27 protein-coding genes are annotated in these 26,658 nt (G+C 37.6%); 5 read left to right on the top strand and 22 right to left on the bottom strand.

The genetic code is table 11. From position 1 onward, the window contains the following. Positions 1–31: 31 nt before the first annotated feature. The 6 genes from ACTQ46_RS02775 to ACTQ46_RS02750 are packed head-to-tail and all read right to left on the bottom strand — an operon-like array spanning position 32 to position 7,301. Positions 32–1,171 (bottom strand): glycerate kinase, encoded by a 1,140-nt coding sequence (locus tag ACTQ46_RS02775; RefSeq protein ID WP_441747357.1) that lies wholly within the window; start codon positions 1,169–1,171, stop codon positions 32–34. A gap of 13 nt (positions 1,172–1,184) precedes the next feature. Then, complete coding sequence (locus tag ACTQ46_RS02770; RefSeq protein WP_441747356.1) at positions 1,185–2,090, bottom strand: dihydrodipicolinate synthase family protein; 906 nt, start codon at positions 2,088–2,090, stop codon at positions 1,185–1,187. A 10-nt stretch (positions 2,091–2,100) separates the two neighbouring features. Further along, positions 2,101–3,429: an enolase C-terminal domain-like protein gene (locus tag ACTQ46_RS02765; RefSeq protein ID WP_441747355.1), complete on the bottom strand. Its 1,329-nt coding sequence runs from the start codon at positions 3,427–3,429 to the stop codon at positions 2,101–2,103. Next, on the bottom strand, positions 3,429–4,322 hold the full coding sequence (garR, locus tag ACTQ46_RS02760) for a 2-hydroxy-3-oxopropionate reductase (protein WP_441747354.1): 894 nt from the start codon (positions 4,320–4,322) through the stop codon (positions 3,429–3,431). Before garR ends, ACTQ46_RS02765 begins: the two co-directional genes overlap by 1 nt. A 47-nt stretch (positions 4,323–4,369) precedes the next feature. Then, positions 4,370–5,890: a UxaA family hydrolase gene (locus tag ACTQ46_RS02755; RefSeq protein WP_441747353.1), complete on the bottom strand. Its 1,521-nt coding sequence runs from the start codon at positions 5,888–5,890 to the stop codon at positions 4,370–4,372. Positions 5,891–5,906: 16 nt separating this feature from the next. Next, the gene (locus tag ACTQ46_RS02750) at positions 5,907–7,301 is read right to left on the bottom strand and encodes a GntP family permease (RefSeq protein ID WP_441747352.1); all 1,395 of its coding nucleotides are present in this window, start codon (positions 7,299–7,301) and stop codon (positions 5,907–5,909) included. A gap of 167 nt (positions 7,302–7,468) precedes the next feature. Here ACTQ46_RS02750 and ACTQ46_RS02745 point away from each other — a divergent pair, with 167 nt between their 5' ends. Further along, entirely contained in the window at positions 7,469–8,566 is a 1,098-nt protein-coding gene (locus ACTQ46_RS02745; RefSeq protein ID WP_441747351.1) for a CdaR family transcriptional regulator, read from the top strand. 61 nt (positions 8,567–8,627) lie between these two features. Here ACTQ46_RS02745 and ACTQ46_RS02740 read toward each other — a convergent pair whose 3' ends face one another. Genes ACTQ46_RS02740 through ACTQ46_RS02730 form a run of 3 tightly spaced genes read right to left on the bottom strand, consistent with a single transcriptional unit; the run spans position 8,628 to position 10,467 of the window. Continuing rightward, complete coding sequence (locus tag ACTQ46_RS02740) at positions 8,628–9,404, bottom strand: TraX family protein (RefSeq protein ID WP_441747350.1); 777 nt, start codon at positions 9,402–9,404, stop codon at positions 8,628–8,630. Positions 9,405–9,413: 9 nt separating this feature from the next. Then, positions 9,414–10,283 (bottom strand): thymidylate synthase, encoded by an 870-nt coding sequence (gene thyA / locus ACTQ46_RS02735; protein WP_441747349.1) that lies wholly within the window; start codon positions 10,281–10,283, stop codon positions 9,414–9,416. 1 nt (position 10,284) lies between these two features. Beyond that, positions 10,285–10,467 (bottom strand): hypothetical protein, encoded by a 183-nt coding sequence (locus tag ACTQ46_RS02730; RefSeq protein WP_441747348.1) that lies wholly within the window; start codon positions 10,465–10,467, stop codon positions 10,285–10,287. Between the two features lie 122 nt (positions 10,468–10,589). Between ACTQ46_RS02730 and ACTQ46_RS02725 the strand changes: the two genes are divergently transcribed. Next, a complete protein-coding gene (locus ACTQ46_RS02725) occupies positions 10,590–11,294 on the top strand; it encodes an AzlC family ABC transporter permease (RefSeq protein WP_441747347.1) in 705 nt (234 codons plus the stop codon). Beyond that, positions 11,287–11,592 carry an AzlD domain-containing protein gene (locus tag ACTQ46_RS02720; RefSeq protein WP_441747346.1) on the top strand — a complete coding sequence of 102 codons (306 nt, stop codon included), beginning with the start codon at positions 11,287–11,289 and terminating at the stop codon, positions 11,590–11,592. The genes ACTQ46_RS02725 and ACTQ46_RS02720 overlap by 8 nt, the downstream gene beginning before the upstream one ends. Positions 11,593–11,805: 213 nt before the next feature. Here ACTQ46_RS02720 and ACTQ46_RS02715 read toward each other — a convergent pair whose 3' ends face one another. The 8 genes from ACTQ46_RS02715 to amrB form a co-directional block, all read right to left on the bottom strand. After that, complete coding sequence (locus ACTQ46_RS02715; protein WP_441747345.1) at positions 11,806–12,450, bottom strand: phosphatase PAP2 family protein; 645 nt, start codon at positions 12,448–12,450, stop codon at positions 11,806–11,808. A gap of 119 nt (positions 12,451–12,569) precedes the next feature. Then, the gene (nifU, locus tag ACTQ46_RS02710; protein WP_441747344.1) at positions 12,570–12,992 is read right to left on the bottom strand and encodes a Fe-S cluster assembly scaffold protein NifU; all 423 of its coding nucleotides are present in this window, start codon (positions 12,990–12,992) and stop codon (positions 12,570–12,572) included. After that, a complete protein-coding gene (gene nifS / locus ACTQ46_RS02705; protein WP_441747343.1) occupies positions 12,993–14,204 on the bottom strand; it encodes a cysteine desulfurase NifS in 1,212 nt (403 codons plus the stop codon). It lies immediately after the preceding gene. Positions 14,205–14,226: 22 nt separating this feature from the next. Continuing rightward, a complete protein-coding gene (locus ACTQ46_RS02700; protein ID WP_441747342.1) occupies positions 14,227–15,513 on the bottom strand; it encodes an O-acetylhomoserine aminocarboxypropyltransferase/cysteine synthase family protein in 1,287 nt (428 codons plus the stop codon). Positions 15,514–15,708: 195 nt separating this feature from the next. Further along, positions 15,709–16,143, bottom strand: coding sequence for an RrF2 family transcriptional regulator (locus tag ACTQ46_RS02695; protein ID WP_441747341.1), 435 nt, complete (start codon positions 16,141–16,143; stop codon positions 15,709–15,711). Positions 16,144–16,478: 335 nt separating this feature from the next. Then, positions 16,479–17,354 carry a radical SAM protein gene (locus tag ACTQ46_RS02690; protein WP_441747340.1) on the bottom strand — a complete coding sequence of 292 codons (876 nt, stop codon included), beginning with the start codon at positions 17,352–17,354 and terminating at the stop codon, positions 16,479–16,481. Further along, entirely contained in the window at positions 17,354–17,914 is a 561-nt protein-coding gene (gene amrA / locus ACTQ46_RS02685) for an AmmeMemoRadiSam system protein A (protein ID WP_441747339.1), read from the bottom strand. Before amrA ends, ACTQ46_RS02690 begins: the two co-directional genes overlap by 1 nt. Beyond that, complete coding sequence (gene amrB / locus ACTQ46_RS02680; RefSeq protein WP_441747338.1) at positions 17,911–18,741, bottom strand: AmmeMemoRadiSam system protein B; 831 nt, start codon at positions 18,739–18,741, stop codon at positions 17,911–17,913. The genes amrA and amrB overlap by 4 nt, the downstream gene beginning before the upstream one ends. A 113-nt stretch (positions 18,742–18,854) precedes the next feature. On the opposite strand from amrB, the gene ACTQ46_RS02675 reads away from it, so the two are divergent. Then, positions 18,855–20,060, top strand: coding sequence for a CCA tRNA nucleotidyltransferase (locus tag ACTQ46_RS02675; RefSeq protein ID WP_441747337.1), 1,206 nt, complete (start codon positions 18,855–18,857; stop codon positions 20,058–20,060). A 42-nt stretch (positions 20,061–20,102) separates the two neighbouring features. Further along, positions 20,103–21,203, top strand: coding sequence for a peptide-methionine (R)-S-oxide reductase MsrB (msrB, locus tag ACTQ46_RS02670; RefSeq protein WP_441747336.1), 1,101 nt, complete (start codon positions 20,103–20,105; stop codon positions 21,201–21,203). 235 nt (positions 21,204–21,438) lie between these two features. Here msrB and ACTQ46_RS02665 read toward each other — a convergent pair whose 3' ends face one another. From ACTQ46_RS02665 to ACTQ46_RS02645, 5 genes are all read right to left on the bottom strand, one after another. Then, positions 21,439–21,789: a RidA family protein gene (locus tag ACTQ46_RS02665; RefSeq protein ID WP_441747335.1), complete on the bottom strand. Its 351-nt coding sequence runs from the start codon at positions 21,787–21,789 to the stop codon at positions 21,439–21,441. A gap of 209 nt (positions 21,790–21,998) precedes the next feature. Next, on the bottom strand, positions 21,999–23,006 hold the full coding sequence (locus ACTQ46_RS02660; RefSeq protein ID WP_441747334.1) for a hypothetical protein: 1,008 nt from the start codon (positions 23,004–23,006) through the stop codon (positions 21,999–22,001). A 30-nt stretch (positions 23,007–23,036) separates the two neighbouring features. Further along, the gene (locus ACTQ46_RS02655; protein ID WP_441747333.1) at positions 23,037–24,539 is read right to left on the bottom strand and encodes a hypothetical protein; all 1,503 of its coding nucleotides are present in this window, start codon (positions 24,537–24,539) and stop codon (positions 23,037–23,039) included. Positions 24,540–24,878: 339 nt separating this feature from the next. Then, a complete protein-coding gene (locus tag ACTQ46_RS02650) occupies positions 24,879–25,754 on the bottom strand; it encodes a ketopantoate reductase family protein (protein ID WP_441747332.1) in 876 nt (291 codons plus the stop codon). Continuing rightward, positions 25,751–26,653 (bottom strand): mechanosensitive ion channel family protein, encoded by a 903-nt coding sequence (locus ACTQ46_RS02645; RefSeq protein WP_441747331.1) that lies wholly within the window; start codon positions 26,651–26,653, stop codon positions 25,751–25,753. Before ACTQ46_RS02645 ends, ACTQ46_RS02650 begins: the two co-directional genes overlap by 4 nt. Between the last annotated feature and the right edge of the window lie 5 nt (positions 26,654–26,658).

The raw sequence follows: 26,658 nt of genomic DNA, 5'->3' as shown, positions 1-26,658 counted from the left end.
TCTATGTTTTTTTATGATTATGTTTTTTATATTATTTAATTGTAAAAGCTTTGATCAACTGATAACCTGTTCTTTCTAAATTTTCCTCAACCTTCTCTATCGCTTCTTCTAAGGAAATAGGACTCGATATTGAGCAAAGAACTAAGTCCATACCTTCTTCATAGACAGCTTCGATTCCTTCACCTATGCTTCCTACTACAGCTATAACGGGAAGACCTTGTTTTTTTCCAGCTTTTAATACACCCATCGGCGCTTTTCCGTAGATAGACTGATGGTCCATTCTTCCTTCGCCTGTAATAACTAAATCTGAGTTCATTAAATATTCGTCAAAAGAAATCAATTCTAAAATTTTTTCGATTCCGTTTTCTACAGTTGCCTGAAGAGGACCAATAAATGCAGCTCCCAGTCCTCCTGCAGCTCCTGCGGAAGATTCTTCCAAAAATTGTCTGTTTAAGGCTTCTTCCATTTTTTCGCCAATTTTGCAGATAATCATGTCAAAAAATTCTAAATCTTCTTCTTTTACACCTTTTTGAGGGCCATACGTATACGTAGCACCTTTTTTCCCACAGAGTGGATTGCTAACATCAGCTAATAGGATAAAACTACTTTCCTCGATTCTCGGGTCTAAAGAATCCAAGTCGATTCGAGCAAGATTCTCCAGCTCTTTTATATTGCCAGAAATTTCTTTTCCTTCTTCATCTAAAAATTTCGCACCTAAAGAACGCAGCATACCATATCCACAGTCATTTGTCGCACTGCCCCCCAAGCCTATATAGAACTTTCGGATTCCTTCATCTAAAAGATATCTTATTAAATCTCCTAAACTTCCACTGTCAATAGATGAAGGATCTAGTTGTTCCTTATCTATTCTCGTTAAGCCTAAGGTCTCAGCAGTTTCTAATACAGCCGTCTCTTTATCTTCCATAAGACCATAATGAATTGTCTTATTCTTTCCTAAAGCAGAGTTTAATTCTATCTTTTTTATCTCCCCTTTTGTACGTTCAATAATCGCTTCAATAGTTCCTTCTCCTCCGTCTGCAATGGAAATTTCTTCCACTTTTACTGGAATACCTGCCTTTTTTATCCCTCTAGCTATAGCTGCATTCACAGTTTTTGAACTTGCAGAACCCTTGAAGGAATCTGAAGCAATGAGGATCTTTATTTTATTCATGGGATTACCTCAATTATAATAAGTCTGCTTTTTCCATTTCTTCTCTCATGTAATCTAAACACTCATCGCAGGATTGAAGACTCGGCTTAATCGGTTGTCCTACATCCATCCCCTTAAGGTTAGCCATATCTTTCGTCGCTACTGGGAAAGAAGCTCTATCCATACTAAGGCGAACAGGATTTAATCGATATTGATCTTCTAAGGATCCTTGAAGATCGTCATTCATAAATTTATCAAATATTCCACATACGAATTCAGGAAATACATTCGCCGTAGTACATACACTACCGCATCCTCCCATTGCAAGAGTAGGATAGATCAATGTATCTTTACCGCCTAGTACAGAAAACTCTGTGTCCTTAGTGACTCGGATATACTCGCAAAGCTGAGTAATATCTCCGCTGGAATCTTTCATTCCAATAATATTAGGCACTTCCGTAGCTAACCGATATATTAAATCTGTATTCATATTATAACCAATTTTTCCAGGGTTATTATATAGAAGCATAGAAAGGTTAGGTACCGAATCAGCTATAGCTTTAAAGTGTTGGAACAGTTCTTCTTGTGTTGGCCTTAGAAACATAGGTTGAATCACTGATATACCATCTGCTCCTTGCGATTCTGCCATTTTCGCTATTTGAATACATTTACTTGTGCGTATATTTCCTATTCCGCAGAATACTGGTACTCGCCCTGCCGTTTCATCAACAATAATTTTAAGACCTTTCTCCATATCTTCATAATCGAACATATAGAATTCGCCATTGGAGCCGTAAGCTAGTATTCCTCTAACTCCACCATCTATAACGAAATTAACTTGTTTTCTCAATTTCGCTTCATCTATTTCCTCATTTTCATCTACTGGGGTAATTATCGGAACGATAATCCCTCCTATTTTGATATTACATACGAAACTCATTCTCTCACTCCTATCTGACTAAACTCGGCTTCTTATTATCGAATTTCCAATCCTTGATAAGATATTGCATCGCCAAAGAATCATCTCTTGCCCCTAAACCTTTATCAAGATACAGCTTGTTTGCCTCTTCCAATTTTTCTCGGTTAATCGTGATACCCAACCCTTTCATATCTCTAGGTATATTGATCTTTCCTTCCTTTATCTTCATCGCATTATAGCAAAGATCCTGTCCATCTTGCCAGATCCAATGAGTATCTGCTGCATTTACTTTTCCCGGTGCAGCAGCTGCAGTATGAGCTACCATTGCTAATGAAATATCAAAATGATTGTTTGAATGAACTCCCCAAGTCATACCGAAATCGTGGCACATCTGGCTAACTCTTACAGATCCAGACATCGTCCAAAAATGCGGATCTGCTAGTGGAATTGTCACAGACTGAAGTATTACAGAATGCTGCATTTGTCTCCAATCAGTAGCAACCATATTTGTCGCTGTAGGCAGACCAGTTTTTTTCCTGAATTCCGCCATTATTTCTCGTCCCGAATAACCTTCTTCAGCGCCGCACGGATCTTCTACATACGTAAGAATTCCATGCATACCTTCACAAACTTCTACCGCTTCTTCTAAGGACCATGCACCATTTGGATCAAGTGTAATACGAGCATCAGGGAATTCTTCTTTCAAAGCTTTAATCGCTTTAATCTCTTCTTTTCCCTCTAGAACTCCGCCCTTAAGTTTAAAATCTTTAAATCCGTATCGTTTGTAAGAAGCTTTTGCCAGTTCCACGACCGCTTCCGGGGTAAGCGCTTCTTTTCTGCGGAGTTTTTCCCAGTCATCTGCAGGATTATTTTCATCGATATAAGGGAGATCAGTTTTATCTTTGTCTCCTACATAGAACAAATAGCCTAAAAATTCTACATCCTCACGTACTTGGCCATCTCCTAATAGTGCAGCTACAGGAAGCTCTAAATACTGACCTAACAAGTCCAATAATGGAGTTTCAACTGCTGTCATAACATGTACTGTAGTTCTTAAATCAAAAGTTTGATTCCCTCTGCCTCCTGCATCTAGATTTTCATACTTTTCTTTTATTTCACGAACTATATTCTTATAATCACCAATATTTCTTCCAATAACGATATCTTTGCAGTCTTCAAGCGTATTTCTAATTTTCTCCCCGCCAGGTACCTCTCCTAGACCTTCTTTACCCGTCTCATCAGTTAGAATTACAATATTTCGTGTAAAATAAGGTCCATGGGCACCGCTAAGATTTAGAAGCATGCTATCATATCCTGCTACTGGAAAGATTTCCATTTTAGTAATTTTTGGAGTTGTCATTATTTATCTCCTTTTATTACTGTTGTATTGTTGATTTTTTCATAGTATTTTACGATTGCAGAATGATCTTTTACATCTAATCCATCTGCTTTTAATGCTTGCATAATTTCCATAACGCTTGCAGTTAACGGTAGTGCTGCATTAATTTCATGGGAAGTATCTAGTGCATTTTGAAGGTCTTTAATATGAAGACCTATTCTAAAACCGGGCTCATAGTTCCCTTCAATCATCATAGGAACTTTGGCATCCATAACAGTTGAGCCGGCAAGTCCTCCTCGAATTGCTTCATATACAAGTTCTGGGTCCACATCGGCTTTCTTCGCTAATATCATAGCTTCACTAACTGCGGCAATATTTAGGGCAACGATAACTTGATTTGCCAGTTTTGTAGTGTTTCCTGCTCCAACTTCCCCTACTCTTACTACAGATCCTGCCATAGTCATCATAAGATCATAATATTTATCGAAGACTTCTTGCTTTCCTCCAACCATAACGGAAATTGTACCATCTATAGCTTTCGGTTCTCCTCCAGATACTGGAGCGTCTAAAAACTCTACTCCTTGTACACTTAATTTAGCTGCAAATTCTTTGCTTGCTACAGGGTTAATAGAACTCATATCAATAACTGCTTTTCCTTCAGTTAACCCTTCTGCTAGCCCTCCAGGGCTGAATAATACTGTTTCAACTTGAGGAGAGTTAGGAAGCATAGTAATGACTACATCAGATTGTTCTGCAACTTCTCTGCTATTTTCTACACCAATAGCTCCTTCTCCTATCATCTCTTCAATAACTTCTTTTTCTAAAGTATAAACAACTAATTCATATCCGGCTTTTAAGATATTCTTTGCCATTGGTTTTCCCATTATTCCTAATCCTACAAATCCTACTTTCATATTTTCCTCCAAATTATAAGTTCATTTTATTAATTTTTCTATTATTGTTATGTGATTGGTGCAGGGTTAAACACCGCTAGCTGATTATATAATCTATAATGATCAGCACGAGTATCTTCGCCGCTAGCAACTTTTATAATATATTCAAAGAGTTCATTTCCTACTTCTTCTATAGTTTTACTGTGATCTGCTATTTCTCCTGCATTGATATCTATAAGATCTTTCCATTTTTTATAAAGCACATTATTGGATGCAACTTTTATAACCGGCACTTCTTTTAAATTATATGTTGTCCCTCTTCCTGTGGAGAATACCATTATGTTTATACCTGATGCCAGCTGTTGTGTCCCGCAGACAAAATCTGATGCAGGCGTAGCTGCAAAGGTTAAACCTTTCTTCCGAATTCGCTCTCCTGGCGAAAGAACATCCACAATTTCTGATGTACCTGATTTAGCAATCGAACCCATTGCCTTGTCAATAATTGTGGCAAGACCTCCCGCTTTGTTCCCTGGAGAAGGATTTGCCGCTCGATCTACTTCAGCTTGTTCTAAATAATTATCATACCATCTCATTTCCTGTATCATTTTTTCACGAACTGATTTATCACGTATCCTTTTTAGTAAAAGATGTACCCCATCACGAACTTCAGTTACTTCTGAAAATATAACAGATGCTCCTTGCTGGATGAATAAATCAGCTGCATATCCAATTGCAGGATTTGCCGTCATACCGGAAAATGCATCACTGCCTCCACATTGCAAACCTATCCGAAGTTCACTCACAGGAATTTTTTCTCTTTTCCTCTTATTCAATTTCTGTAATACCGCTTCCGACTTTTCCAAAAAGGCATCTAACATTTCTTCCATACCATGATAATCCTGCATAACGAGGATAGATTCAGCCTCTATGCCATTGAATGCATCTTCTGACTTGAACTTTTCACACCCAAGACATACTGCGATACCTCGACCGCCAAAATTTGGATTAAGCGCAATATTACTGATAGTCCGTTGTGGTATTTCTGAATTCTTTGCATTAATAGCCACTCCACAGCCATATAAATGATTTATAGCAGCTACACCGTCAACATTTTTATATTTAGGCAAAAGGTCTTTCTCTACTTTTTCAACTGCGATATTCACAAACCCTTCCGAACATTGTACAGTCGTATTGATCGCTAAAAGATTTCTAGTACCGACAGAACCATCTGGATTTCTATAACCGTAAAAATATCTCTCTTCTATTTTTTCAACATCTTTAAATCGATATTGGTCCTCAAATTCAGGAATATTGTTTTCATTGAGATGATCGATCTTATCTATATATATAGAATGCTCATCTACATATTGCCCTTTCTCTTTAGTTTCAGCTGCATATCCTATAATTTCTCCATATCTTATAATTGGACTGCCTTTTTTTACATCTTCAAGCAGAATTTTTTGACCAAATGGGATATCTTCTTGGACAGTTATTCTAATCTCCTCAAGGTGATCCCCTTCCTTTAGACCTTCTTCCTTGCTGGCTGTAGCTACATTATCTAAATGGTTAACCTTAATGATTCCTGACATAAACTACCCTCCTTATTTAAAGGAATATACTTGCTAAGACGACGGCGAGCAAACTCACTCCGGACCCAATAAAAGAAATCATAGTCTTTGCCCAGAACTGATCTTTAATATCTTTCAATCCATACAATCCATTGAATACCCAATAACCGCTATCATTAAAGTAACTAAATGCAACTCCACCTGCACAAGTAGACATTGCAGCTAAGATAGGTGACATTCCTAACTGTAGTACTAATGGTGCTGTTAATGTTGCTGCAGTTGTTAAAGCGACTGTTGCAGAACCTAATGCAATTCTCATTAAGGCTGCTATAATAAATGGAATAATAATAGGTGGAATTGGAGTATTAAGAATTGCTTGTCCTAATGCATCTCCAATGCCCGCTTCTCTTACTACATTTCCCAAAGCTCCACCGGCTCCAGTAATAAGCATAATCATACCGGTTGCTTTAATTCCTTCTTCCATAAAATCAAGCACTTCTTGTCTACTCATGTTTTTTCCTAATCCATAAGCCGATATTAATGTACCAATAATCAATGCTACGATTGGATGACCAAAAAAGTTTGCAAAGGGTATAGCTCCGCCTTCTAATCCTAAAAATCCTACGATAGAATTAATAAAAATCAGAATTAGCGGGACTACTACAGGTGCAAAGGATAACGCTGTAGAAGGAAGATTTTTATTCTTAAATAATACTTCGATATTTTCAATCGATTTAACGTATTCTTCTTTATAATCTGTTTTATAAAACTCTGTTCCTGTTTCATTTGGAATTAAATATAATTTTTTCCCAAGCCATTTGCAATAAATCATAGAAACAATAAATGTGGGTATAGTTGTCAAAATACCAGCAATAATCATCTGACCAATATCAATATTTAATATCCCAGCTACTGTTAATGGTCCTGGTGTAGGCGGTACAAAGACGTGAGTCAGTTGTAGTCCTGTTGCTAGAGCTAACCCTAATCCGATGACCGATTTCCCTGTTAATCTAGATAATGATTTTGCCAATGGAGTTAAAATAACAAGTCCTGAGTCAGAGAAGACAGGTATAGAAACTATGTATCCGGTTAATCCTAAAGCCCACTCTTCTTTTCCTTTTCCGACCATCTTAATCATACTAAAAGCCATTCTTTCTGCGGCACCCGATTTTTCCAAGATAACGCCCATCATAACGCCTAGCCCAATGATAATACCCGTACTTCTCAATGTGTTTCCAAACCCATCTGTAATAGCTGTCATAACACCATCTACAGACATTCCGCCGATTATTCCTGTGATCATACTTGCAATTATTAATGCTATAAATGTATGAACTTTTGTTTTCATCGATAAAACAATAAGTACAATGATCCCTATTGCCAATCCTAATAACATTTGTGTACTACTTACACTTGCAATTGTTGCATCCATATTATCCCTCCAAATATTTTTTTGATAATGTTTTCCTTTTCTACAATATACATAGAATTTACTTTGTGATAACATTTTATTAGAACAACGCTTCTAAAACTATAGTACAAAAAACATATTTTAAAACGATAAACTAATTAATTTTGTTATAGGAGACATTAAATTATATGAAAATCAATAAATATGCTGCACAATCAATTGTTGACAGCATGAAAGAGATAATCAATTATGATATCAATTTCATAGATAATAACGGAGTAATATTAGCCTCAACAGATGAACATCGTATTGGACAAGAACACTATGGGGCAAAAATCTGCATCCATAATAAGGAGGATCTCTTTATTTATTCCGATGATCTATATAAAGGTTCTAAAAAGGGAATTAATATGTTGCTGTACTTTGAGAATGAAATTATTGGTGTAATAGGAATTACAGGAGAACCTGATGTTATAGATAAATACGGCCGAATTATAAAAAAAATGAGCGAGATTCTTATCTATGAAGATTGGTACAAGACCAATAAAATGAAAATGAAAGAAAATGTCAGAATCTCAATCGAAGGATTACTTTTAGATAATAAATCTGCAGGACCTAGCCTTTATCCAGAAAATGACATTTCTGAGAAATATATTATTACTATAATTTGGGAAAAAGATAGTATCGATTCAGCTCGTCTAGATAAAGTTTATAATAAAATCATGAGTCTAATTAATATTGATAACAATAATTATATAGCTCAATTTTATAACGAAATTGTTGTCATTATCTCTGCTATCAATGAAGATGAATTGTCATATCTCGTCCATAAAATTTATGAAACTATTAAAGTCTATGGTACATTTTCTATTGGAGTTGGTTCATCCTACAGAAATGAGATAGATTTAAAAAAATCTTATGATGAATCAAAAGCCTCTTTAAAATGGAACTCTATCTCTAGCAGCAGCACTTCTATTGCATTTTATGAAAATCTAGATTTAGGTCTTCTATTTAATAATACTACTAAGACAGATATAAAAATCTATATAAATTCTATAACCAAAAACATACCTGAGAAAGACATAGCATTATATCTTGAACTTATCCAATCTTATTCTAAACACAATGGAAAAATCAAGGAAATAGGGGAAGAGTTGTATATTCATAAAAATACAGTGCAGTACAGATTAAATCGCCTGTATGAGATTACTGGGTATAATCCAAGAAATATCACAGATTTTGTAAAATTATATTTAGCTTTTTCCATGATGGAATTAGATGATTAACCGTTTTATATTCATTATTGATATTGAAGTAAAAAAAAAGCACCCCTAAGAATGCTTTTCATTATACTACTGCTATACATATAAAATAGAGAATCAATAAATGCAGCGGATAAAAGAGATAGAAGAAATATTTCGGCTGATTGCCTCTTTCTCCGTTATAGATATGGATCGGAATCAATGATAATACAGGTAAAAGAGCTGGAATTATCGCAGCGATCATCATAGGATGAAATCCGTAACCCATCTGAATATAGGTATAGACTACATTAACGATACATAATACCACAAAGGCAAGAAATCTCTGTAAGGGTTTGTCTCTAAAGAAATAAAATACAAAGATTAAAAGAACTCCAAAAGCTCCGTAATCTGTGTTGATCATTTCAGCTGCAATTGCTGCTAATAAGACAATCATAAAGGCTGCCAAGGTCATATTGAATCTCAGTTTATGAAAAACGATAATAGCGAATAACCCGATGGCTAATGTAAAGAAGATATTCTGATGGCTTGTTTCGAATACTTTTCCGAATAAAGACAAGTCAAAAGGCACTTCAGATAGTAATGCAAAAATAGCCAGACGAATATTATATTTTACAGCATCTTTTGTATGAAAGAATCCCTCTACAATTAAAAAGCAGAAGATGGGAAAAGAGATTCTTCCTATTGTCCTGAGAATTGTATAGATTGTCATAAGCTCCATAGGCATTTGTCCGCCCTGCATATTCGAGATAGATATTAACGGCATTAACACCACTGCACCGATATGGTCTATAAGCATGGTTATAATAGCAATCCATTTCAGTCCCGCTCCTGAAAGACCGCCTTTTCTTGTACTTTCCATAAAATCTCCTTATACTGCTATATCGATATTATACTTTTTGTCGTCTGGATTATAATCTTCTAATGTAAAATCTTCAATAGTAAAATCTTCAAATTCCTTTATGCCAGGATTTAAAAGGAGTTTCGGTTGAGATTCTTCTTTTAATTCGATCTGGCTAATAGATTTTACTGTTTCAATGTGCCGATCGTAGATATGAAGATTTTGAACAAAATGCATAAATTCTCCTGCTTCGTATCCTGTTACCTGAGCTACCATTCGAAGAAGAGCATAGTATTGGAAGGCGTTTACAGATCCAGGACCTGCAGCCGCTAGAAAGTCGCCGCTTCTTTGGATTAAGGTAAGATTCAGTTTTTTTCCAGCCACGGTCCACATGGTCATAAAGGCGCATGGGATCAAGGTCATATCTGCTAAATCTTCCATATCCATCATCGACATAAAGATTCTTCTGTTTAAAGGATTGTTTCGAAGTTCGTCGATAACCCTTTTAATCTGTGTTGTCATCTTCCCTGTTTCCGGACTTTTTATAGATTTTGCTATCTGATAGCCGTAAGATTTCCCAAGGTTTCCCTCTTTATTCTGCCATTCATCCCAGTAGTGTACATTATATTTCTCCTTTAAGAGATTTACATCGTTTGATGCATCCTGATAGATCCAAAGGATTTCTTTTATACCTGATTTCCAAGGAATTTTACGAAGATTGATAATAGGGACTTCTCCCGCTTTATAAGTAGTGATCTGCTGGGGAAGATAGATCGCATAGGCCGCTTCCTTCCCATCCCATTTCGCACGTACAAGGCTATTTTCTGCTTCATTTTCTTTATATCCATTCTCAAGAATGTTCTTTGCTGATTCTATATATAATTCATCTACACGACTCATTTCAAAAACCTCCTAATGGATTAATTATAGCATAATTTAGTAAATTAGTATTAATGGACTTTAAAGCAGATTCTTCTTTTGAATCCAATGCTTTTTCGGAATCAGCTCTCTGATATCCCCGTTCATAATTTCTGCAATAATATTTGCTGCAGCCAGTGTTGTTTTGAATAGGAATAATATACAACTAAAGTCCCCTTCTTTACACCTCTCTTTTGTCTTCAAGTATCTATTTATTCCTTATAGCTTCTATAGCGAAATTACAAAAATATGTTATACTCTTTCATAGAATATAAGGAGGGGAATCCATTGAAATCGATCTATAGAAGGGGAATAAAAGACGGGCTGCCTATATTTATGGGTTATGTCGCTGTATCCTTTACATTTGGAATTCAAGCAAGACTGCAGGGGCTTACGGTCTTTCAGTCGGGAATTCTTTCTTGGACAAATGTAACATCTGCCGGTCAATTTGCAGGCCTCACTTCCATAGCAACCCAGGCTGCCTTATGGGAAGTCATCATAACACAATTTATTATTAATTCTAGATATATGCTTATGTCAAGTGCGCTGTCTCAAAAAATTCCTGTATGGACACCTTTTCAAAAACGAGCTTTAATGGCTGCTGGAGTAACAGACGAAGTTTTCGCCTTATCGATAGCTTATCCCGGCGAGCTGAATCCCGTCTATACCTACGGGCTGATGACAGCCGCTATTCCCGGCTGGGTTCTAGGTACGGTACTGGGCGTCGTTTCAGGCAGTCTCCTTCCTGTTCGGGCTGTCAGTGCTTTAAGTATAGCTTTATACGGTATGCTTATCGCTGTTATTGTACCGCCGTCTAAAAAGCAGAATCTTCTAAAAGGCATTATAGCAATCTCTATGATTTGTTCTTTCCTTTTCTCAGTCCTTCCCGTTGTAAAGGAGATATCTTCAGGTATACGATTAATCTTTCTAACCTTGGTGATAACAGGGATTGCAGCACTGCTCTTCCCTATCAAGGAGGAAAACTATGAATAATCCCTATATTTATATATTTACTATGGCTATTACAACTTATCTTATGAGGCTCCTGCCCTTAACTTTAATACGAGGCAGAGTAAAAAACAGCTTTATACAATCGTTCTTATACTATGTACCCTTTGTCACCTTATCGATACTCATCTTCCCGTCGATCCTTTCTTCCACAGAAAGCTTTTATTCTGCACTGGGAGGATTTATTATCGCTATTGTCTTAGCTTATAAAGAAAAAAGCCTTCTAACCGTAGCGATTGCAGCGTGTATCGCCGTTTATGCTATTGAATTGTTTATAGTCTAAAATAAAAAAGAGAAAAGAACTTTTTCGCCGTTGGCTTAAAAGTTTTCTTGAATAAAAGAAATGAAAAGCCTTGTTTCCGAAATCGAAAACAAGGCTTTTTTGATATAAAAATATAAACGAGGACACAGTATCTACCTATAACAACCTGCTTTTTCCATCCAAAAGAAACACGCTCCACCTTTCTACCATAACTCCACTCTATCACTCTTTCTTTTAAAACTCTTCCTTTAACGCTTCCCCATACTTTTCTTTCACAAAGGTACAGAAAACGATTAAATAGGACAGTCCTACAGAAAATCCGGCTAACACATCGCTGGCGTAGTGGACGCCCAGGTATATTCGGCTGAGTCCGATTAGAATAATCAATATAGAAAATACAGCTGTATATATTTTACTTTTCTTCTCATTCTTTACTTTTTTATGAACTAAATAAATGAGAAATCCGTAAAATGCCATAGAAGACATGGAATGGCCGCTGGGGAAACTGAAACCTCCCTGCTCGATTAAACGATATCCTTCCGGTCTGGGGCGTTGGATTAAGTATTTTAAAGAAGTGTTTATGATAGCCGACAACACAAGGTTTAGAGGGATGAGCCATTTTATGATTTTGTTTTTAACAAGAAAAATAGAAAGGATGCCCATAAGAGTAAGGAAAATCGTCCCTCCAAGTTCGGTTATTATCTTTAAAATCCCAGTCAAATAAGGCGCTCTTAAGTTCTGCACAAAAAAACCATAGGCTAAACGATCCGTCACAAGTGTTTCCCGTTCGAAAACCTCTTCCAAAAGCACTGCAAAAACAAGAAGCAGCAAGGCTAAGGCAAACCATCTGCTTTTAATAAATTTTAAAAATTTATCCATACTTTACTCCTTTTTAATATAAACTTATTCTACCATAAATAGAACTTTAAACGCAGAAAGAAGACTCTTCCAAGTCTTCTCTCTGTGTATCTATATTATTGAGGAGCGTTTTACCCATTTTAATGTTCGTGTGGTTCCTCTAATTTTTTAAATACTTCTGTATCGTATTCGATATTATTTTTATCATAATAGTCTTTAATCGCTGCAAGAACTGCCTCTTCTGCTAATACAGAACAGTGAACTTTGTTCTTTGGAAGCCCGTCTAAAGCTTCAACTACTGCTTTATTGGACAGCTCCATAGCCTCTTCAAGAGTTTTTCCTTTGATCATCTCTGTTGCCATTGAACTTGTTGCTATGGCAGAACCGCATCCGAAGGTGTTGAATTTAACATCTGTAATAACGTCTCCATCTACTTTAATATACATTTTCATGATATCGCCGCATGTAGCGTTTCCTACTTCGCCTACTCCGTCTGCATCGTCCATTTTTCCTAAATTTCTTGGATTTGTAAAGTGATCCATTACTTTATCGCTGTATAACATTTATTTGCTCCTTTCATCTAAAAAGAAATGATTGTTTTTTGTATTTTCTTCCCAAACCGGGGAAATATCTCTTAAATAGTTTACTACTTCCGGTGTCTGTTCCACTATATAATCTACTTCTTCTTCCGTATTGAACGGACTAAGAGATAGTCTTAAGGATCCATGGGCAACTTCGTGAGGAAGCCCTAAGCTCATAAGCACATGACTTGGATCAAGAGATCCGGATGTACAGGCAGATCCTGAAGATCCTTCGATTCCTCTTTGGTCAAGAAGCAGAAGAAGGGATTCTCCTTCGATTCCTTCAAAGATAAAGTTTACTGTACCAGGCAGTCTTTGTTCCCGATCGCCGTTTAACTTGCTGTAAGGGATTTGAGACAAGCCTTCGATTAGTTTATCTCTAAGGGCTGCTACTTTCTTATTATCTTCGTCTAATGTTTCCATAGCTTCTTCTAGAGCCGCTACCATTCCGATAATACCCGGAAGGTTTTCTGTACCGGCTCTTTTCCCTTTTTCTTGTGCTCCTCCGTCGATTAAAGGAAGAATACGTACGCCTTTTCTTGCATAAAGTGCGCCGACTCCTTTTGGTCCATGGAATTTATGGGCTGAAAGGGATAATAGATCGATATTTTCTTTTACAACATTTACATGAAGATGGCCGATCGCCTGTACTGCATCTGTATGGAATAAGACTTTCTTTTCTCTGCAGACCGCCCCGATTTCTTTAATCGGCTGAATCGTTCCGATCTCGTTATTTGCATACATAATAGTAACAAGGGCTGTATCTTCGCGTATTGCACCTTCTACGTCTTTAACGTCAACAATTCCTCTTTCTCCAACATCAAGATAAGTAACTTCGAAACCTTCTTTTTCTAGGCGCTGAAGGGTGTGAAGTACTGCATGATGTTCGATTTTAGTCGAAATAATATGTTTTTTATCTTTCTTCGCTCCTAATAAGGCTGCTGAACGAATCGCTTGATTGTCCGCTTCGCTCCCTCCAGAAGTAAAATAAATCTCTTCCGGTTTCGCTCCGATAATATTCGCAAGTCTTACTCTTGCATCATATAATTTTTCTGCTGCAAGCTGACCTGTTGTATGAAGACTGGAAGGGTTCCCATAATCTTCTTTCATACTTTTTAAAACTGCTTCGATGGATCTATCAGTCATTTGTGTTGTTGCTGCGTTATCTGCATATACTCTCATGTCGATATTCATCTTCTTTCCTTTATTTTAATATTTAGCTGATCGCTTTAAAAGCTCTATCTAAATCTTCTAGTATATCATCTATATGTTCTGTACCAATGGACAAACGAATTGTATTTCCATAGATACCAAGTTTCTCTAAATCTTCTCTGTTCGATTGTGAATGGGTTGTGCTTGCAGGATGGATCACTAAAGATTTCACATCTGCTACATTAGCCAAAAGGGAAAAGAGTTCTAAATGGTCGATAAATTTTTTCGCCTCTTCATCATCACCTTTTATGTTAAACGTGAAGATAGAGCCTCCCCCATTTGGGAAATATTTTTTATAATTATCGTGATCTGGATGATCTTCTAAAGAAGGATGATTCACTTTTTCTACTAACGGATGTCCCTTTAGATAGTCGATCACTTTTAGCGCATTTTCCAAATGTCTTTCTACTCTTAGAGACAGTGTCTCAAGTCCCTGCAATAATAAAAAGGCATTAAATGGAGACAACGCTGCTCCGGTATCTCTTAAGAGTACGGCACGGATTTTTGTTACAAAAGCTGCCGGTCCCAAAGCTTCCCAGAAATTCACACCGTGATAAGACTCATCCGGCTGTGTTAAAGAAGGAAATTTCCCGGATTTTCCCCAGTCGAAATGACCGCCTTCTACGATGACTCCGCCTAAGGTTGTTCCATGTCCGCCGATAAACTTCGTCGCAGATTCGATCACGATATCTGCTCCATGCTCCAAGGGTCTTAATAAGAAAGGCGTTGCAAAGGTGTTGTCTACGATAAGAGGTATTTCCTTTTCGTGGGCAAGCTCAGCTATTGCCTCTATATCAAGGACATCAGAATTTGGATTTCCCAATGATTCTATAAATATAGCTTTTGTATTTTCCAAAATTGCATCTTTATAATCTTCTAAGTCATTTCCTTTAACAAAGGTAGTTTCTATACCGTAATTCGGCAGCGTCTTTTCAAGCAGATTATAGCTTCCGCCGTAAATCGTGCTTTCCGAAACGATATGATCTCCTGCATGTGCTAAAGTAAGAATCGTATAGGTTAATGCTGCGGAACCGGATGCTACAGCTAATGCGGCCGAACCTCCTTCTAAAGCTGCGATCCTTTTTTCAAAGGTATCCCATGTTGGATTTGTCAGTCTTCCATATATATTTCCAGGATCTTTCAAGGCAAAACGAGCCTCGGCGTGATCTGCATCGTGAAATACATAAGAAGTTGTCTGATAAATCGGTACTGCTCTAGAATCCGTTGCCGGATCCGGATTTTCCTGTCCTACATGCAATTGTAATGTTTCAAATTTATAATTTTTAGTCATTGTGTTCTCCTTTAAAATATTTTTATTTGTTCCTGGATGTTATTAATTTGAAGAACACATGAGTCCAGAAGTATATGAATTTCTGGAAATATGAATAAATAATTTAGACATAATAATCCCCCCGAACTTCCTATATTTATCATAAAGGTAAACTCCTACTTTGTCAATAGGACATGAGGAAATTTTTAATAGCTTTTATAATGGAATCTGATTCTCGTTGTTTACATTGCCTTTCAGCACATCTTCCAATGTTAAATTCCCGAAAAAATTCTCGATCAAAGTGTCCAGTTCTCTCCATATTGGAAGGGTCAAACATTTATCGCTGCGGTTGCAGGTTGGTCCTTCTCCTTCTAAACAGCTTACCGGTGCCAGGCTATCTTCCGCTGCTTGAAGAATTTCTAAAAGTGTATACTCTTTCGGTTCGCGTTTTAAACGATAGCCGCCGTTTTTACCCATTTTGCTGATTAAAAAATCTGATTTATTTAAGGGGCGGACAACTGCTTCCAAATATTTTTGCGAGATTTCCTGACGTTCTGCCACATCTGACAATGATACAGGTTTCTCTTTTCCATAAATAGCAATATCTGCCATAGCCCTGATTGCATATCTTCCTTTTGTTGAAACTATCATATGAATTCCTCCTTATATTAATATACCCATAACCAAGTAGGAGTTCAATAGTTATTTTCTGAATTATAATAATTTAATGTACTAATTTTGCAAAAAAAGAGTTATTTTTCATCCTTTCACTAATCCTGTCCATAAAAAAAGCGAAGCTTTTATCCCAACTCCGCTCTTTTACTAATCTTCACTAGATTTACCTTCCGCATTAGCAGCTCCGTATCCCACCAAAACAACCTGCCCTTTTATACACAAAGAAACAAGCCCCATGTTTCTACCATAACTCCACTCTATCACTCTCCCCACTCTCACACTCTTTTTTTATATCTCTTTTTTTAGGGCTTTTAAGTTCTTCCTTTAACTTCATAAGGTATATTTCCGAGTACAATATGCTTAAGATATTTTTCGCCGATCTCCTTGGCTTTATATAAGCTTTCAATCTTTGTGGGTAGATCTGTCCTTTTATAAGCAGGAAAATATCTTGAAAAATGAAGAGGAATATCCGGACCGATCTCTGCGATCCTTTTTACTAACGTTGTTATTTCTTTTTCTTCTGTATTCACCCCGTCGATTAGAAGGGTGGTTACTTCCACATGGCCGAATTCTTTTGCAATCTTTATATTTCTAAGTACTGTTTCCGGATCGCCTCCGCAGATTCTTTTATACTTCTCTCTATCCATCATCTTCAAATCAATATTCCAGGCATCGATAAAAGGCGCCAGCTCTCTCATAGGTCCTTCTTGGAGACTCCCATTTGACACTGCTGCTGTAATAAGATTTCTGTTTTTCGCTTTTTTTGCGAGTCTCAGCATCCCTTCATAGTTCATGGTCGGCTCATTATAGGTAAATGCAATTCCTATAGACCCTTCTAATGCAGCCCGCCTTAATACTTCTTCATCTTCTATTTTATACTGGGGAAGATCCCAGAAGTCTTTTGCAATCTGCCAGTTTTGGCAAAAGTCGCAATGAAAATTGCACCCTGCCGTTCCTACAGAATAAATAACCGACCCCGGTCTGCAATAGGCTAAAGGTTTCTTTTCGATGGGATCGTATCCTTCTGCCAAGAATATTCCGTCGGTCATAGAATAAAGCCTGCCTTTTTTGTTCTTTCGTACCTTGCAGATTCCGTATTCGCCTTCGGAGATGATGCAGCTGTGAAGACAAAGGCTGCACCGGACTTTTTCCTCCTCGAGAGTTTCATACCATAATGCTTCCTTCATTAGATCCCCTCCTCGTAGCGCACTACTTCGAAACGCTCCACCTCATAGATTTCGGAAGGGGAAATATTTGCTTTTCGAAGAGCAATGGAAAGCTGCTTTTCAACCGTATCTACCCCCTCAAGATCCGGCAGAAGGAGACCTCTTCGAGTTCCTTTCGAAACGATGATTCCATAACGTTCCACATTAAGATCCAAGAGAGATTCTACCCTTTCCGGCTCTCCTAGAACATCTACACTATAATCGAGAGTATCGAGTTCTTCCTCCTGTACCAGCGGAAAACGGGGATCTCGGCTGCAGGCGGATAATGCATTTTGAATAATTTCCTCTGCCAGATTATCCTGAACCGGTTCTATCGTTCCGATACAGCCCCGCAGCTCTGGATTATGGAGTGTAACAAAACATCCGGCTTTCAGTTTTTTCAGCTCTTCATAATCTTCTCTCTTTATATTATATTTTTCAAAATCTTCATCCTTTAAAAATACCGGCACTCGTCTTTCTCTTGTGTAAAGCTCCACTGTTGCAATCGCTAAATCCAGTATACAATCTTCTGCACTCATCATTCTTCCTCCACATCTATAAAGGCCGTCATATATCCTACTCCGAATGGTCCTTCATAAGAAAAGACCTCCGGCTTCACGTTTTTTTCTTTTAAAGCTCCTGCCATTATTTGAAAAGACCGCAGTCCGCACTCTGCCGCAGGATCACTGATTTTCTTGTCGAAATCTATAATTCCTTGAAAATCTCCTTGTTCTACTAATTCTTTTATCTTTTTATCGAAAACAGGTCCTTGAGAATTATAGGAATAAGGTCCGGAGTCTTTTAAAGCATGGGATAAGTCCCCGGAAGCAAGAATCATAACAGAACCTTCCCTTTCCTCTATCGCCTCTTTTAATACTTCCCCCATTTTCTCCATCTCTTTTCCATCGAGAAGACCGTAAGCCATAAGGAGTATCTTAACGCTTTCAATTTCCTGATCGATATAATACATGGGAACAAGCACACCCCAGTCCAAGGAGAGTTCTTCCCCGTATTTTTTCATAAATTCTCGATTTATTCTAAGGAGAGGTATATTTTTCTCTTTGCTTTTCGCAAGTATTTTTTCTCCTAATTCCATATCGATCTCGTATTTTTGTGAAGAATCCCCTACTCCGAAACTTGTAAAATCTCCTGAAAGCTCATTTTCCATTACAATGGAGTGAGCATCTCGAAATACTGTTCCGTGGGGAGTGATTACGATAATCGTATCCGGTTTTTTTCTCGCTGCTTCTTTGGCCATTTTTTTCATGCCGGTAATAGTTGTAGAGGCTTCTCTTTCTCTTCCTCCGCCTACAATAGGCAGTATAATAGGCGGATGAGGGCTTATAGCTGCACCTGTTATTTTTCCCATATTCCGCTCCTTTCTCTATTTACTGACTGTTTTTTTATTTTCTTATAACCAAACTTTTACTTCTATCTAATCTATTCCCTTCTTTGTAGTAAAATAACTATAGGAGGGATGTTATGGAGAATTTAATGCCGCAAGAAGTATTGGAACTCTTTGATCTATATAATAAGAACAACTTTAAGCTTTATCTTGTCGGAGGGAGCTTAAGAGATCTTCTTTCCGAAAGACAGATCATGGATTATGATTTCACTACAGACGCACTTCCTTCAGAAACAAAATCGATTTTAAAAGAGGCTAAGATTATCGATATCGGAAAAGAGTTCGGAACGTTGAAAATCTTCTACAAAGGATTCGAATTTGAGATCACACCTTTTCGCAAAGAATCGCAATACGATCATCGAAAACCTGGAAAAGTTTCTTTCGGGATCCGCTTAAAAGAAGATCTTGAGAGAAGAGACTTCACGATCAACGCCTTGGCTTGGTCCCCTCGGGAAAATATGGTGGATTATTTCAACGGAAAAGAAGATCTGGATAGAAGGATCATTCGCGCTATCGGAGACCCTAAAAAACGATTTAAAGAGGATGTGCTCCGTCTCCTTCGTGGGGTGCGTTTCGCTGCAAAAGAAGGCTTCTCCTTTGAAAAAAACACATTTCTTGCCATAAAGGAAATGTCCGGCGATCTTAAATATATAAGCAGGGAACGGATTCTGGAGGAATTCACAAAAATCATAACAGGAGAAAACCCTGCAAAAGGAATCCGATTATTAGAAGAAACGGATATTTTAAAATTTCTTTTTCCCCGGTCTTCAAAATTAAAAAGATACACTTTCAACCATCCTGAAGATCTTTCCCTTCAGCTGACTCTTTTGTTAGAAGCTCTATACAAAGATGTCCAGCTGCAAAAAGAGCATCTTTATCGTTATCCCTACTCTAAGGAACTTCGAAGGCAGGTTCTCTTTCTTTTGGAACATAAAAGGGATGTACTTTTAGATCAGCCTTATTTCATACGAAAAAACAGAGCAGAATTTGGAAACGAAAACATGGAGCGCTTCATCCGCTTTAAAGAAAATACAGGAGAGAATCTTTCCCTATATAAAAAGTCTTTGCAAGACGTTCTAAAAGAAAAGCCCTGCCTGTCTATAAAAAACCTTGCTGTTTCTGGCAAAGATTTGATAAATATCGGCATTCCCCCAGGTCCTCTCATCGGAAAAAGTTTAGAATTTCTCTTTGACGAAGTGTTAAAAGATCCTTCTAAAAACAAAAAGGAGATTCTTTTAAGACTCGTGACAACACCCCCTTATAATCAGCGTTTTTTTGAATGAGTGAAACTATTTCGGGTAAATTATGAAACAAAGGAGATTATTATGAAAAGAATACTGATGCTTTTCTTAGCCCTTTTAGTAGGATGTACAAAAGGAGGAAATTCAATGAATACAGAAAACAACGTTTTAAATATAGGTTTGCAGATAGGTAAAAATACAGATATTTCCACGGCCGATCCTCATAACTCCATTGTTTTAGCGGGAGGATGCTTCTGGGGAACCGATGAATATATGCAGAGGCTGCCCGGGGTTGTCCGAACTTTCTCCGCTTATGCCAACGGAGAATTTCTAGATCCAAGCTATGAAGAAGTCTGCAGCGTACGAACAGGACATGCTGAGGCGGTGTTTGTAGAATACGATCCGAATGTGATTGATTTAGAACATCTGCTGGAACAGTTTTTCCTTACGATCAACCCCCTTCAAAAAAATCGGCAGGGAAACGATCGGGGAAGCCAGTACCGCAGCGGCATCTATTATCTGGATGAAACAGATCTGCCGATTATCGAGAAAGCTGTTCAAAAAGTAGAATCAGAATACGGCAAAAAAATCGAAACGGAAGTAAAACCTTTAGCCAATCTTTCCATTGCAGAAGAATATCATCAGGATTATCTTCAGAAAAATCCTAACGGATACTGTCATGTAAGTTTCGATACACTGCCAAAGGAGGGCGACGTTTTGACAAATAAAAAAGACAATAATCCTTTTTTCGATTATGAGAAGAAAGATAAAGAAACTCTAAAAAAAGAACTGACACCGGATCAATGGAAGGTTACCCAAGAAAGCGGAACAGAAAGACCTTTCACGGGAGAATACGATAAGTTTAGCGACGAAGGAATCTATGTAGATATTACGACCGGACAGCCTTTATTCTCAAGCGATGATAAATTCGACGCCGGCTGCGGATGGCCTTCCTTTACGAAACCCATCGATGATTCTGTTATAGAAGATAAAGAAGACAACAGCCACGGCATGATAAGAACGGAAGTCCGTTCCGCTCTAGGAGATGCTCATCTAGGCCATGTCTTCCCCGACGGTCCAAAAGACAAAGGAGGTCTTCGCTACTGCATCAACAGCGCTTCCTTAAGATTTATTCCAAAAGACAAAATGGAAGAAGAAGGATATGGATACCTTTTGGACAAATAAAGAAGTGTGAGAGCTTTTTTAAAAGAAATGTGGAGTGTGAAGAGTGATAGAGGGGAGTTAGGGTAGAAACATGGGTCTTGTTTCTTTTTGATATAAGAACAGATGATACCGCTTAATCTAGAACTGCTCGAGCGAATGTGCTTTCTACTCTACTCATACTATTTCGAAATAAGATAACATAATAAATTTTAGCAATAAAAAAGGTGGAGACGATTTGTCTTCACCTTTTATTTTTTTAGTCTACTGCTGCTGTTACGATAATTTCTACTAATTCATCTGGATTGTTTGCTGCAGCTTCGATACATGCTCTTGCTGGCGCATTTCCTTCTGCAACCCACTCATCCCAAGCTTCGTTCATTTCTTTGAAAGTTGTAACGTCTTTCATATAGATCGTAGCCATTAAGATTTTAGATTTATCAGAACCTAAGTCAGCTAAAATACCATCAATTTTTTCTAATGTTTGTTTTGTCTGCTCTTTTACTCCGCAGTTTAAGTCGCTGGCAACTTGTCCTGTAATATAAGCAGTACCATTGTGTACTGTAGCAACACTCCAGCGATGACTTGTTTTATATCTTTCGATTGACATAAAATACCTCCTAAAATTTATTCTATTTTCATTATAGCAGAAAACCGCGTGAAGTTCTTCCACCCTTTATTTCAATAAAATCCATGGTTATTTCCTTACACTATCACAAAAGGAGTCCGTCTTTTTACCCCGCAGAAAAACGAATGCACTTCTCATTTTTCGTCAACAACTCCCCTCTCCCCACTATCACACTACACATTTTTCTTCTTTTACCGTTCATCCTCAACTCTGTCTTTAAGCTCTGTAAAAGAGAACCATTCCCATACCACGTCGCTGTTTCTGTAACCGTCGCCAAAAGTTGGATCGGAATAGAAGTACTTATCCTGAGCTTTTACTTCTGTCCAAGCATGGGGAATAGACTCGCCCTTGTTGTTTTTATAGACCCCTTCTACAGATAGATTTCCGATTTCTAACGCATCTAATATACCGTTATAATAATCTACATAACCGGAACAGACAACAGTACCTGTTTTACAAGCGGTATAAGCATTTCTGGGAACCCAGCTTTCTTGAACCCCTAGTTTTACGCCGGCACTGGAATCATCGTATTCTATATCTTTTACTGTAGTTTGATAAGCGAACTCTGCCTGTTTTACAGGATCGCTGGTTTTAGATCTTATATACTCCGCCTTCTCCTGAAATACCTTGTCCAAATATACTAGTTCATCTGCCGTAAGAACAAAATCCATTTCCAGATATATTTTATAGGGCTGTATATCAATATAGGACCATTTCATGCCGGACCAAGATTCTCTCGGGTCGAGATAGGCCTTGTTATTTTTCCAAGCTTCCTGCAGCCCGTCCATATACTTTTCTTGATCTTCTTTTGTTTTGATCCCGTCAATATGAAGATTCACTCTTCCTTCATGAAGATGAGCTAAATATCTTAAGACTTCTTCGTAGGAATTTTCTGTAGTGAACCGAAGAAGCGTAACATCATCCTTGTCCTTTTCTACTTTTATGGAATTGCTTAAGGCTGATTTTTCACTGATCGGCATATAGATGAGTTCTTTCTGATCTTCCCGATTCTGGGCAAGAGGTGTACTGGGCAGCTCTTTTTTTGAACTGGATCGTATTTTTTCTTCCACCACACCAGAAACTACATTTAACGCTGTTGTCTGCCCAAGTTCTATGTTTTCCAGTGTGGGCGCAAGGATCACATTCCATAAAAGGACTGATAGTATAAATGTTATAACAATTTTAAATATTGATTTCATCAAGCCTCCGAATTCCTTTACAAAATCCTGTTATTTCTTTTCTTTCTTTTCCTTTTCATTTTTTTCTATTTCATTTTTCTGGCAGATCGCTTCCGCCCTTTGAATAAAATCTTCAAGGATTTTAATACGGGCATACTTCTTGTCATTTCCTTCAATCAGTACCCATGGAGCTTCCTTTGTATTCGTACGATCGATCATTTCGTTCATCGCTTCTACATACTGATCCCATTTTTCACGATTTCGCCAGTCTTCGTCAGTCAACTTATAGGGTTTCTCTTTCTGACGGCTTTTAAACCGTTCCAGCTGCTCCTCTTTATCGATATAAATAAAGTACTTTACAACCAAGGTATTAAAATCCGCAAGCTCTTTTTCCATCGCATTGATCTCATCATAGGCTCGTTCCCATTCTTGTATATCCGCAAAACCTTCTACTCTTTCCACCATAACACGGCCATACCAAGATCGGTCAAATATAGTCATCCGCCCTTTTTTCGGGAAATTCATATAAAATCTCCACAAATAATGACGATTGTTTTCTGTCTCCGATGGTGCTGACGTAGGGTTGACACGATAACCTCTTGGGTCGATAGGTTTTGTAAGCCTTTTAATCGCTCCGCCTTTTCCAGCCGCATCCATTCCTTCAAAGACTATCACAGAAGGAATTTTATGCTTAAACAGCCGATACCCCAGCTGCTGGACTTCTTCTTGAAGTTCGTCGATTTTTTTATCGTACTTATCCTTTGAAAGCATAAGATCTGTACGAAGTTCCTGGAGATGAGTGGGATTCTTTTGATAATCCCGAACAAAAATATCTCCCGTTTCTTTTAATCCTAATAAATAGTCGATGCCTTTTTGTATTTCTTTGATAGAAAGACCTAAAACACATTTCGATGCCTCTTTAATATTCTCCCCTGAAACAATATGCCAAGGAGCTCTAAACGTATTTGTTTCTTCTAGAATATAATCATAATGCTTAAAATATTTCTTAAAATTCTTATTTTCTTTTCGGTCGAAATCGTCCACTAGAAAATCCCGGTCTTCATCTTTTTCCAACACCTTAAGGCGTTCCGTCTGAGTTTCTTCCTTTATATTTAGAAAGAACTTCAGAATAATCATCCCGTCGTTCATTAAGGTATCTTCTACATCCAAAAGATGCTCCAACTGTTTATCGATTTCTTCTTTCGACTGATCTGCATTCATCTTTACCTGATGGTAATGGCTTCTGTCAAATACAGCAAAATCTCCGCGAGGCGGAATTCTTGTCCATAAACGCCATGTATAAGGTCTTACCAAATCCTCATATCTTAAGCTTTCAAACACATGAACAATAAAGTGTTTCGTATCTAATTCTCTTACAAGATCATTAATAACAGCGCCTTTTCCTGCAGATTCAAAACCATCCACGATAATCATCACAGGGATTTTCATATAAGTGCACTGTCTTTGCAATACAGCCAGCTGTTCTGCTAAATCCTTGGTCTTAAAATTCGAATAGGTATTATCTAAATCTTTAAAATCAAAATCCTTAATCATATAGCCTGCCCCTTCCTTCTGAACGAATCCTAAATTTGTACTGATTATACTAAGAAACGGCTGTATATGCAAATAAAGAGTAGAAGAAACATTAAAAAAGTGTGGAGTATGTTAGAGGGGAGAGGGGAATTTTTTCGCTTTTGCCTCAAAAATCTGCGTACATATAAGAAAAGAAAAAAATCCTTGTTTTTGAATTCGAAAACAAGGATTCTTTAGTAGTACATGTTTTTTATCTTCTAGAAAACTCGAAAAGAAGTAAATAGAACACTTAGACCTGTATTTATACAAACTCTTTATCCTGAGTAAACCTGTCAAGATATCATTATCTACACTTTTATTCTATTGTTCTTTTCCCTTCACCAGATAGTACAAAAGTTTGGAATAAGGGGTTTCGATCCCTGCCTTTTCCCCTAGGCGGATCATTTCTCCTGCAAACAAATCCACTTCTGTCTTTCTGCAGGCTCTAAGATCCTGGAGGGTGGATGGAACTCCTTCGTCTATCTCTTCTATCAATGCCTTAATATTATCCGATATATTCTCTTCCGATAATTTCGCTCCGTAGTGCCTGCCTACCTCAACGACTTCTCTTTGCACCAGTTTTACAGCTTCTAGAATCTCTCTCTTCTTCATCTGTCCATAATTAAAATCCAGCACAGCAGCGATTAGATTTTCAGAAACATTGATGCAGAACTTGCTCCACATATTTGTAATAATATCTTCAGAAAGAATATAAGGATAGCTGATCTGTTTTAGAAATGCTTCGACTTTTGTTACGGCTTCTTTATTTTTACCCTCCGAACCGATGGTGATATTGATTTGATCTTCTTTAAAAACGGTTCCCTCTTTTCCACGGTTAAAGGAACCTCGTACCACTGCATGAACAACAGGGTTTGTGAATCTCTTTCTAAGCTCTGTCTCCGTAGACACTCCGTTCATTAAGGATACAATGATCGTTCTCTTATCGATGGACTTCTGAAGGTTTTCTACTGCCTGCTCAAAATCTATTGATTTCACCGATAGAAACAGGATATCCAGCGGTTGATCCTTCTTTTCTTGAACCTGCACCGCAATATCTCTGCCATTGATCCGGATTCCCTTTTTATATTTTTCCAATCGATCAGGGTCTCCCAGCACGACAATAGCATGTCCCTTCTCTGCTCCAAAATACAGCAGCGAACTGCCTACTGCTCCCGCTCCTATTAATCCCGTGATCATAACTCTTCTGCTCCTTTACTCTGCCTTTTACTCTCTGTATTTTGAAGATATACATCCATCTGAGGATAGGGTATAACAATCCCTTCCTCATCATAGATCTCTTTTATCCTCTCCGTAATCGAAAACTTTGCCTTAAGATAATCTTGGGGCATCACCCATGCTCTTCCTGTTATCGTAACTGAACTGTCCTCTAAATTCTTTATAAAAATTTCAATCTCCTCGGATAAAGTATATTCATTTTCCATAAGGATTTTTTCCATAATTTTTTTAGCCTGTTTCATATCGGAAGCATAACTAATCCCGATATCTACTTCCACCTTTGTCTTTCCAATCACCGAAAGATTTTCTATCTTCTCATTCAGAACTTTTGAGTTCGGGATATAGAGTCTTGATTTTGTAACAGTGAGAAAGCTGGTGTAAAATAAACGTATTTCATCTACTTCCAGAAACTGATCTTTATTGCCTGCCAAATAGACATAATTTCCCCGCCGTATCTGATGCAGGGTTACTAAGAGAATTCCGCTTGCCAAGTCCGATAAGCTTCCCTGCAGAGCCAAACCTATCGTCAGCCCGATCGATGCAACTAAAGCAGCAATCGATGCCGTTTCAATCCCCAACACCGAGGCGATTGCTGTGAGCAGGATAATATAAAGACCGATTTTAAAGGCGACATCCGCAAAATGTCTGAACCCATGGCTTGAATTTTTCTTTATTAAAAAATTATGAAAGAGCTTTCGTAAAAAACGTATAATATACATCCCGATAATAAAAATCAGGATAGCCGCTGCCACACGCTTAAACAGATCAAACCATTGAAATTGTACAGTTTCAGTAGCAATTTCTTCTCTTAATTTTTTTATTTCTTCCGCCATCTCTTGAATTTTTGTGTATTCATCCATACAGA

This window comes from Gallicola sp. Sow4_E12, assembly GCF_052116305.1.
Lineage (GTDB): Bacteria > Bacillota > Clostridia > Tissierellales > Peptoniphilaceae > JBQKLI01.
Note: the sequence above shows the minus strand (reverse complement) of the source record. Positions and strands in the feature narration are given on the sequence as shown.

Bases quoted from the DNA above. Each gene is read 5' to 3' on its own strand.
- ACTQ46_RS02715 (WP_441747345.1), bottom strand. From the start codon at position 12,450: ATGGATAAATTTTTAAAATTTATTAAAAGCAGATGGTTTGCCTTAGCC.
- ACTQ46_RS02765 (WP_441747355.1), bottom strand. From the start codon at position 3,429: ATGACAACTCCAAAAATTACTAAAATGGAAATCTTTCCAGTAGCAGGA.
- ACTQ46_RS02650 (WP_441747332.1), bottom strand. From the start codon at position 25,754: ATGATCACGGGATTAATAGGAGCGGGAGCAGTAGGCAGTTCGCTGCTG.
- ACTQ46_RS02645 (WP_441747331.1), bottom strand. From the start codon at position 26,653: ATGGATGAATACACAAAAATTCAAGAGATGGCGGAAGAAATAAAAAAA.
- ACTQ46_RS02665 (WP_441747335.1), bottom strand. From the start codon at position 21,789: ATGTCAATCGAAAGATATAAAACAAGTCATCGCTGGAGTGTTGCTACA.
- ACTQ46_RS02740 (WP_441747350.1), bottom strand. From the start codon at position 9,404: ATGGAAAGTACAAGAAAAGGCGGTCTTTCAGGAGCGGGACTGAAATGG.
- ACTQ46_RS02750 (WP_441747352.1), bottom strand. From the start codon at position 7,301: ATGGATGCAACAATTGCAAGTGTAAGTAGTACACAAATGTTATTAGGA.
- ACTQ46_RS02770 (WP_441747356.1), bottom strand. From the start codon at position 2,090: ATGAGTTTCGTATGTAATATCAAAATAGGAGGGATTATCGTTCCGATA.
- amrB (WP_441747338.1), bottom strand. From the start codon at position 18,741: ATGGGAAAAATAACAGGTGCAGCTATAAGCCCTCATCCGCCTATTATA.
- nifS (WP_441747343.1), bottom strand. From the start codon at position 14,204: ATGAATATCGACATGAGAGTATATGCAGATAACGCAGCAACAACACAA.
- ACTQ46_RS02745 (WP_441747351.1), top strand. From the start codon at position 7,469: ATGAAAATCAATAAATATGCTGCACAATCAATTGTTGACAGCATGAAA.
- ACTQ46_RS02690 (WP_441747340.1), bottom strand. From the start codon at position 17,354: ATGAAGGAAGCATTATGGTATGAAACTCTCGAGGAGGAAAAAGTCCGG.
- ACTQ46_RS02655 (WP_441747333.1), bottom strand. From the start codon at position 24,539: ATGATTAAGGATTTTGATTTTAAAGATTTAGATAATACCTATTCGAAT.
- ACTQ46_RS02755 (WP_441747353.1), bottom strand. From the start codon at position 5,890: ATGTCAGGAATCATTAAGGTTAACCATTTAGATAATGTAGCTACAGCC.
- ACTQ46_RS02660 (WP_441747334.1), bottom strand. From the start codon at position 23,006: ATGAAATCAATATTTAAAATTGTTATAACATTTATACTATCAGTCCTT.
- ACTQ46_RS02695 (WP_441747341.1), bottom strand. From the start codon at position 16,143: ATGATAGTTTCAACAAAAGGAAGATATGCAATCAGGGCTATGGCAGAT.
- garR (WP_441747354.1), bottom strand. From the start codon at position 4,322: ATGAAAGTAGGATTTGTAGGATTAGGAATAATGGGAAAACCAATGGCA.
- ACTQ46_RS02700 (WP_441747342.1), bottom strand. From the start codon at position 15,513: ATGACTAAAAATTATAAATTTGAAACATTACAATTGCATGTAGGACAG.
- ACTQ46_RS02775 (WP_441747357.1), bottom strand. From the start codon at position 1,171: ATGAATAAAATAAAGATCCTCATTGCTTCAGATTCCTTCAAGGGTTCT.
- amrA (WP_441747339.1), bottom strand. From the start codon at position 17,914: ATGATGAGTGCAGAAGATTGTATACTGGATTTAGCGATTGCAACAGTG.
- msrB (WP_441747336.1), top strand. From the start codon at position 20,103: ATGAAAAGAATACTGATGCTTTTCTTAGCCCTTTTAGTAGGATGTACA.
- ACTQ46_RS02720 (WP_441747346.1), top strand. From the start codon at position 11,287: ATGAATAATCCCTATATTTATATATTTACTATGGCTATTACAACTTAT.
- nifU (WP_441747344.1), bottom strand. From the start codon at position 12,992: ATGTTATACAGCGATAAAGTAATGGATCACTTTACAAATCCAAGAAAT.
- thyA (WP_441747349.1), bottom strand. From the start codon at position 10,283: ATGAGTCGTGTAGATGAATTATATATAGAATCAGCAAAGAACATTCTT.
- ACTQ46_RS02675 (WP_441747337.1), top strand. From the start codon at position 18,855: ATGGAGAATTTAATGCCGCAAGAAGTATTGGAACTCTTTGATCTATAT.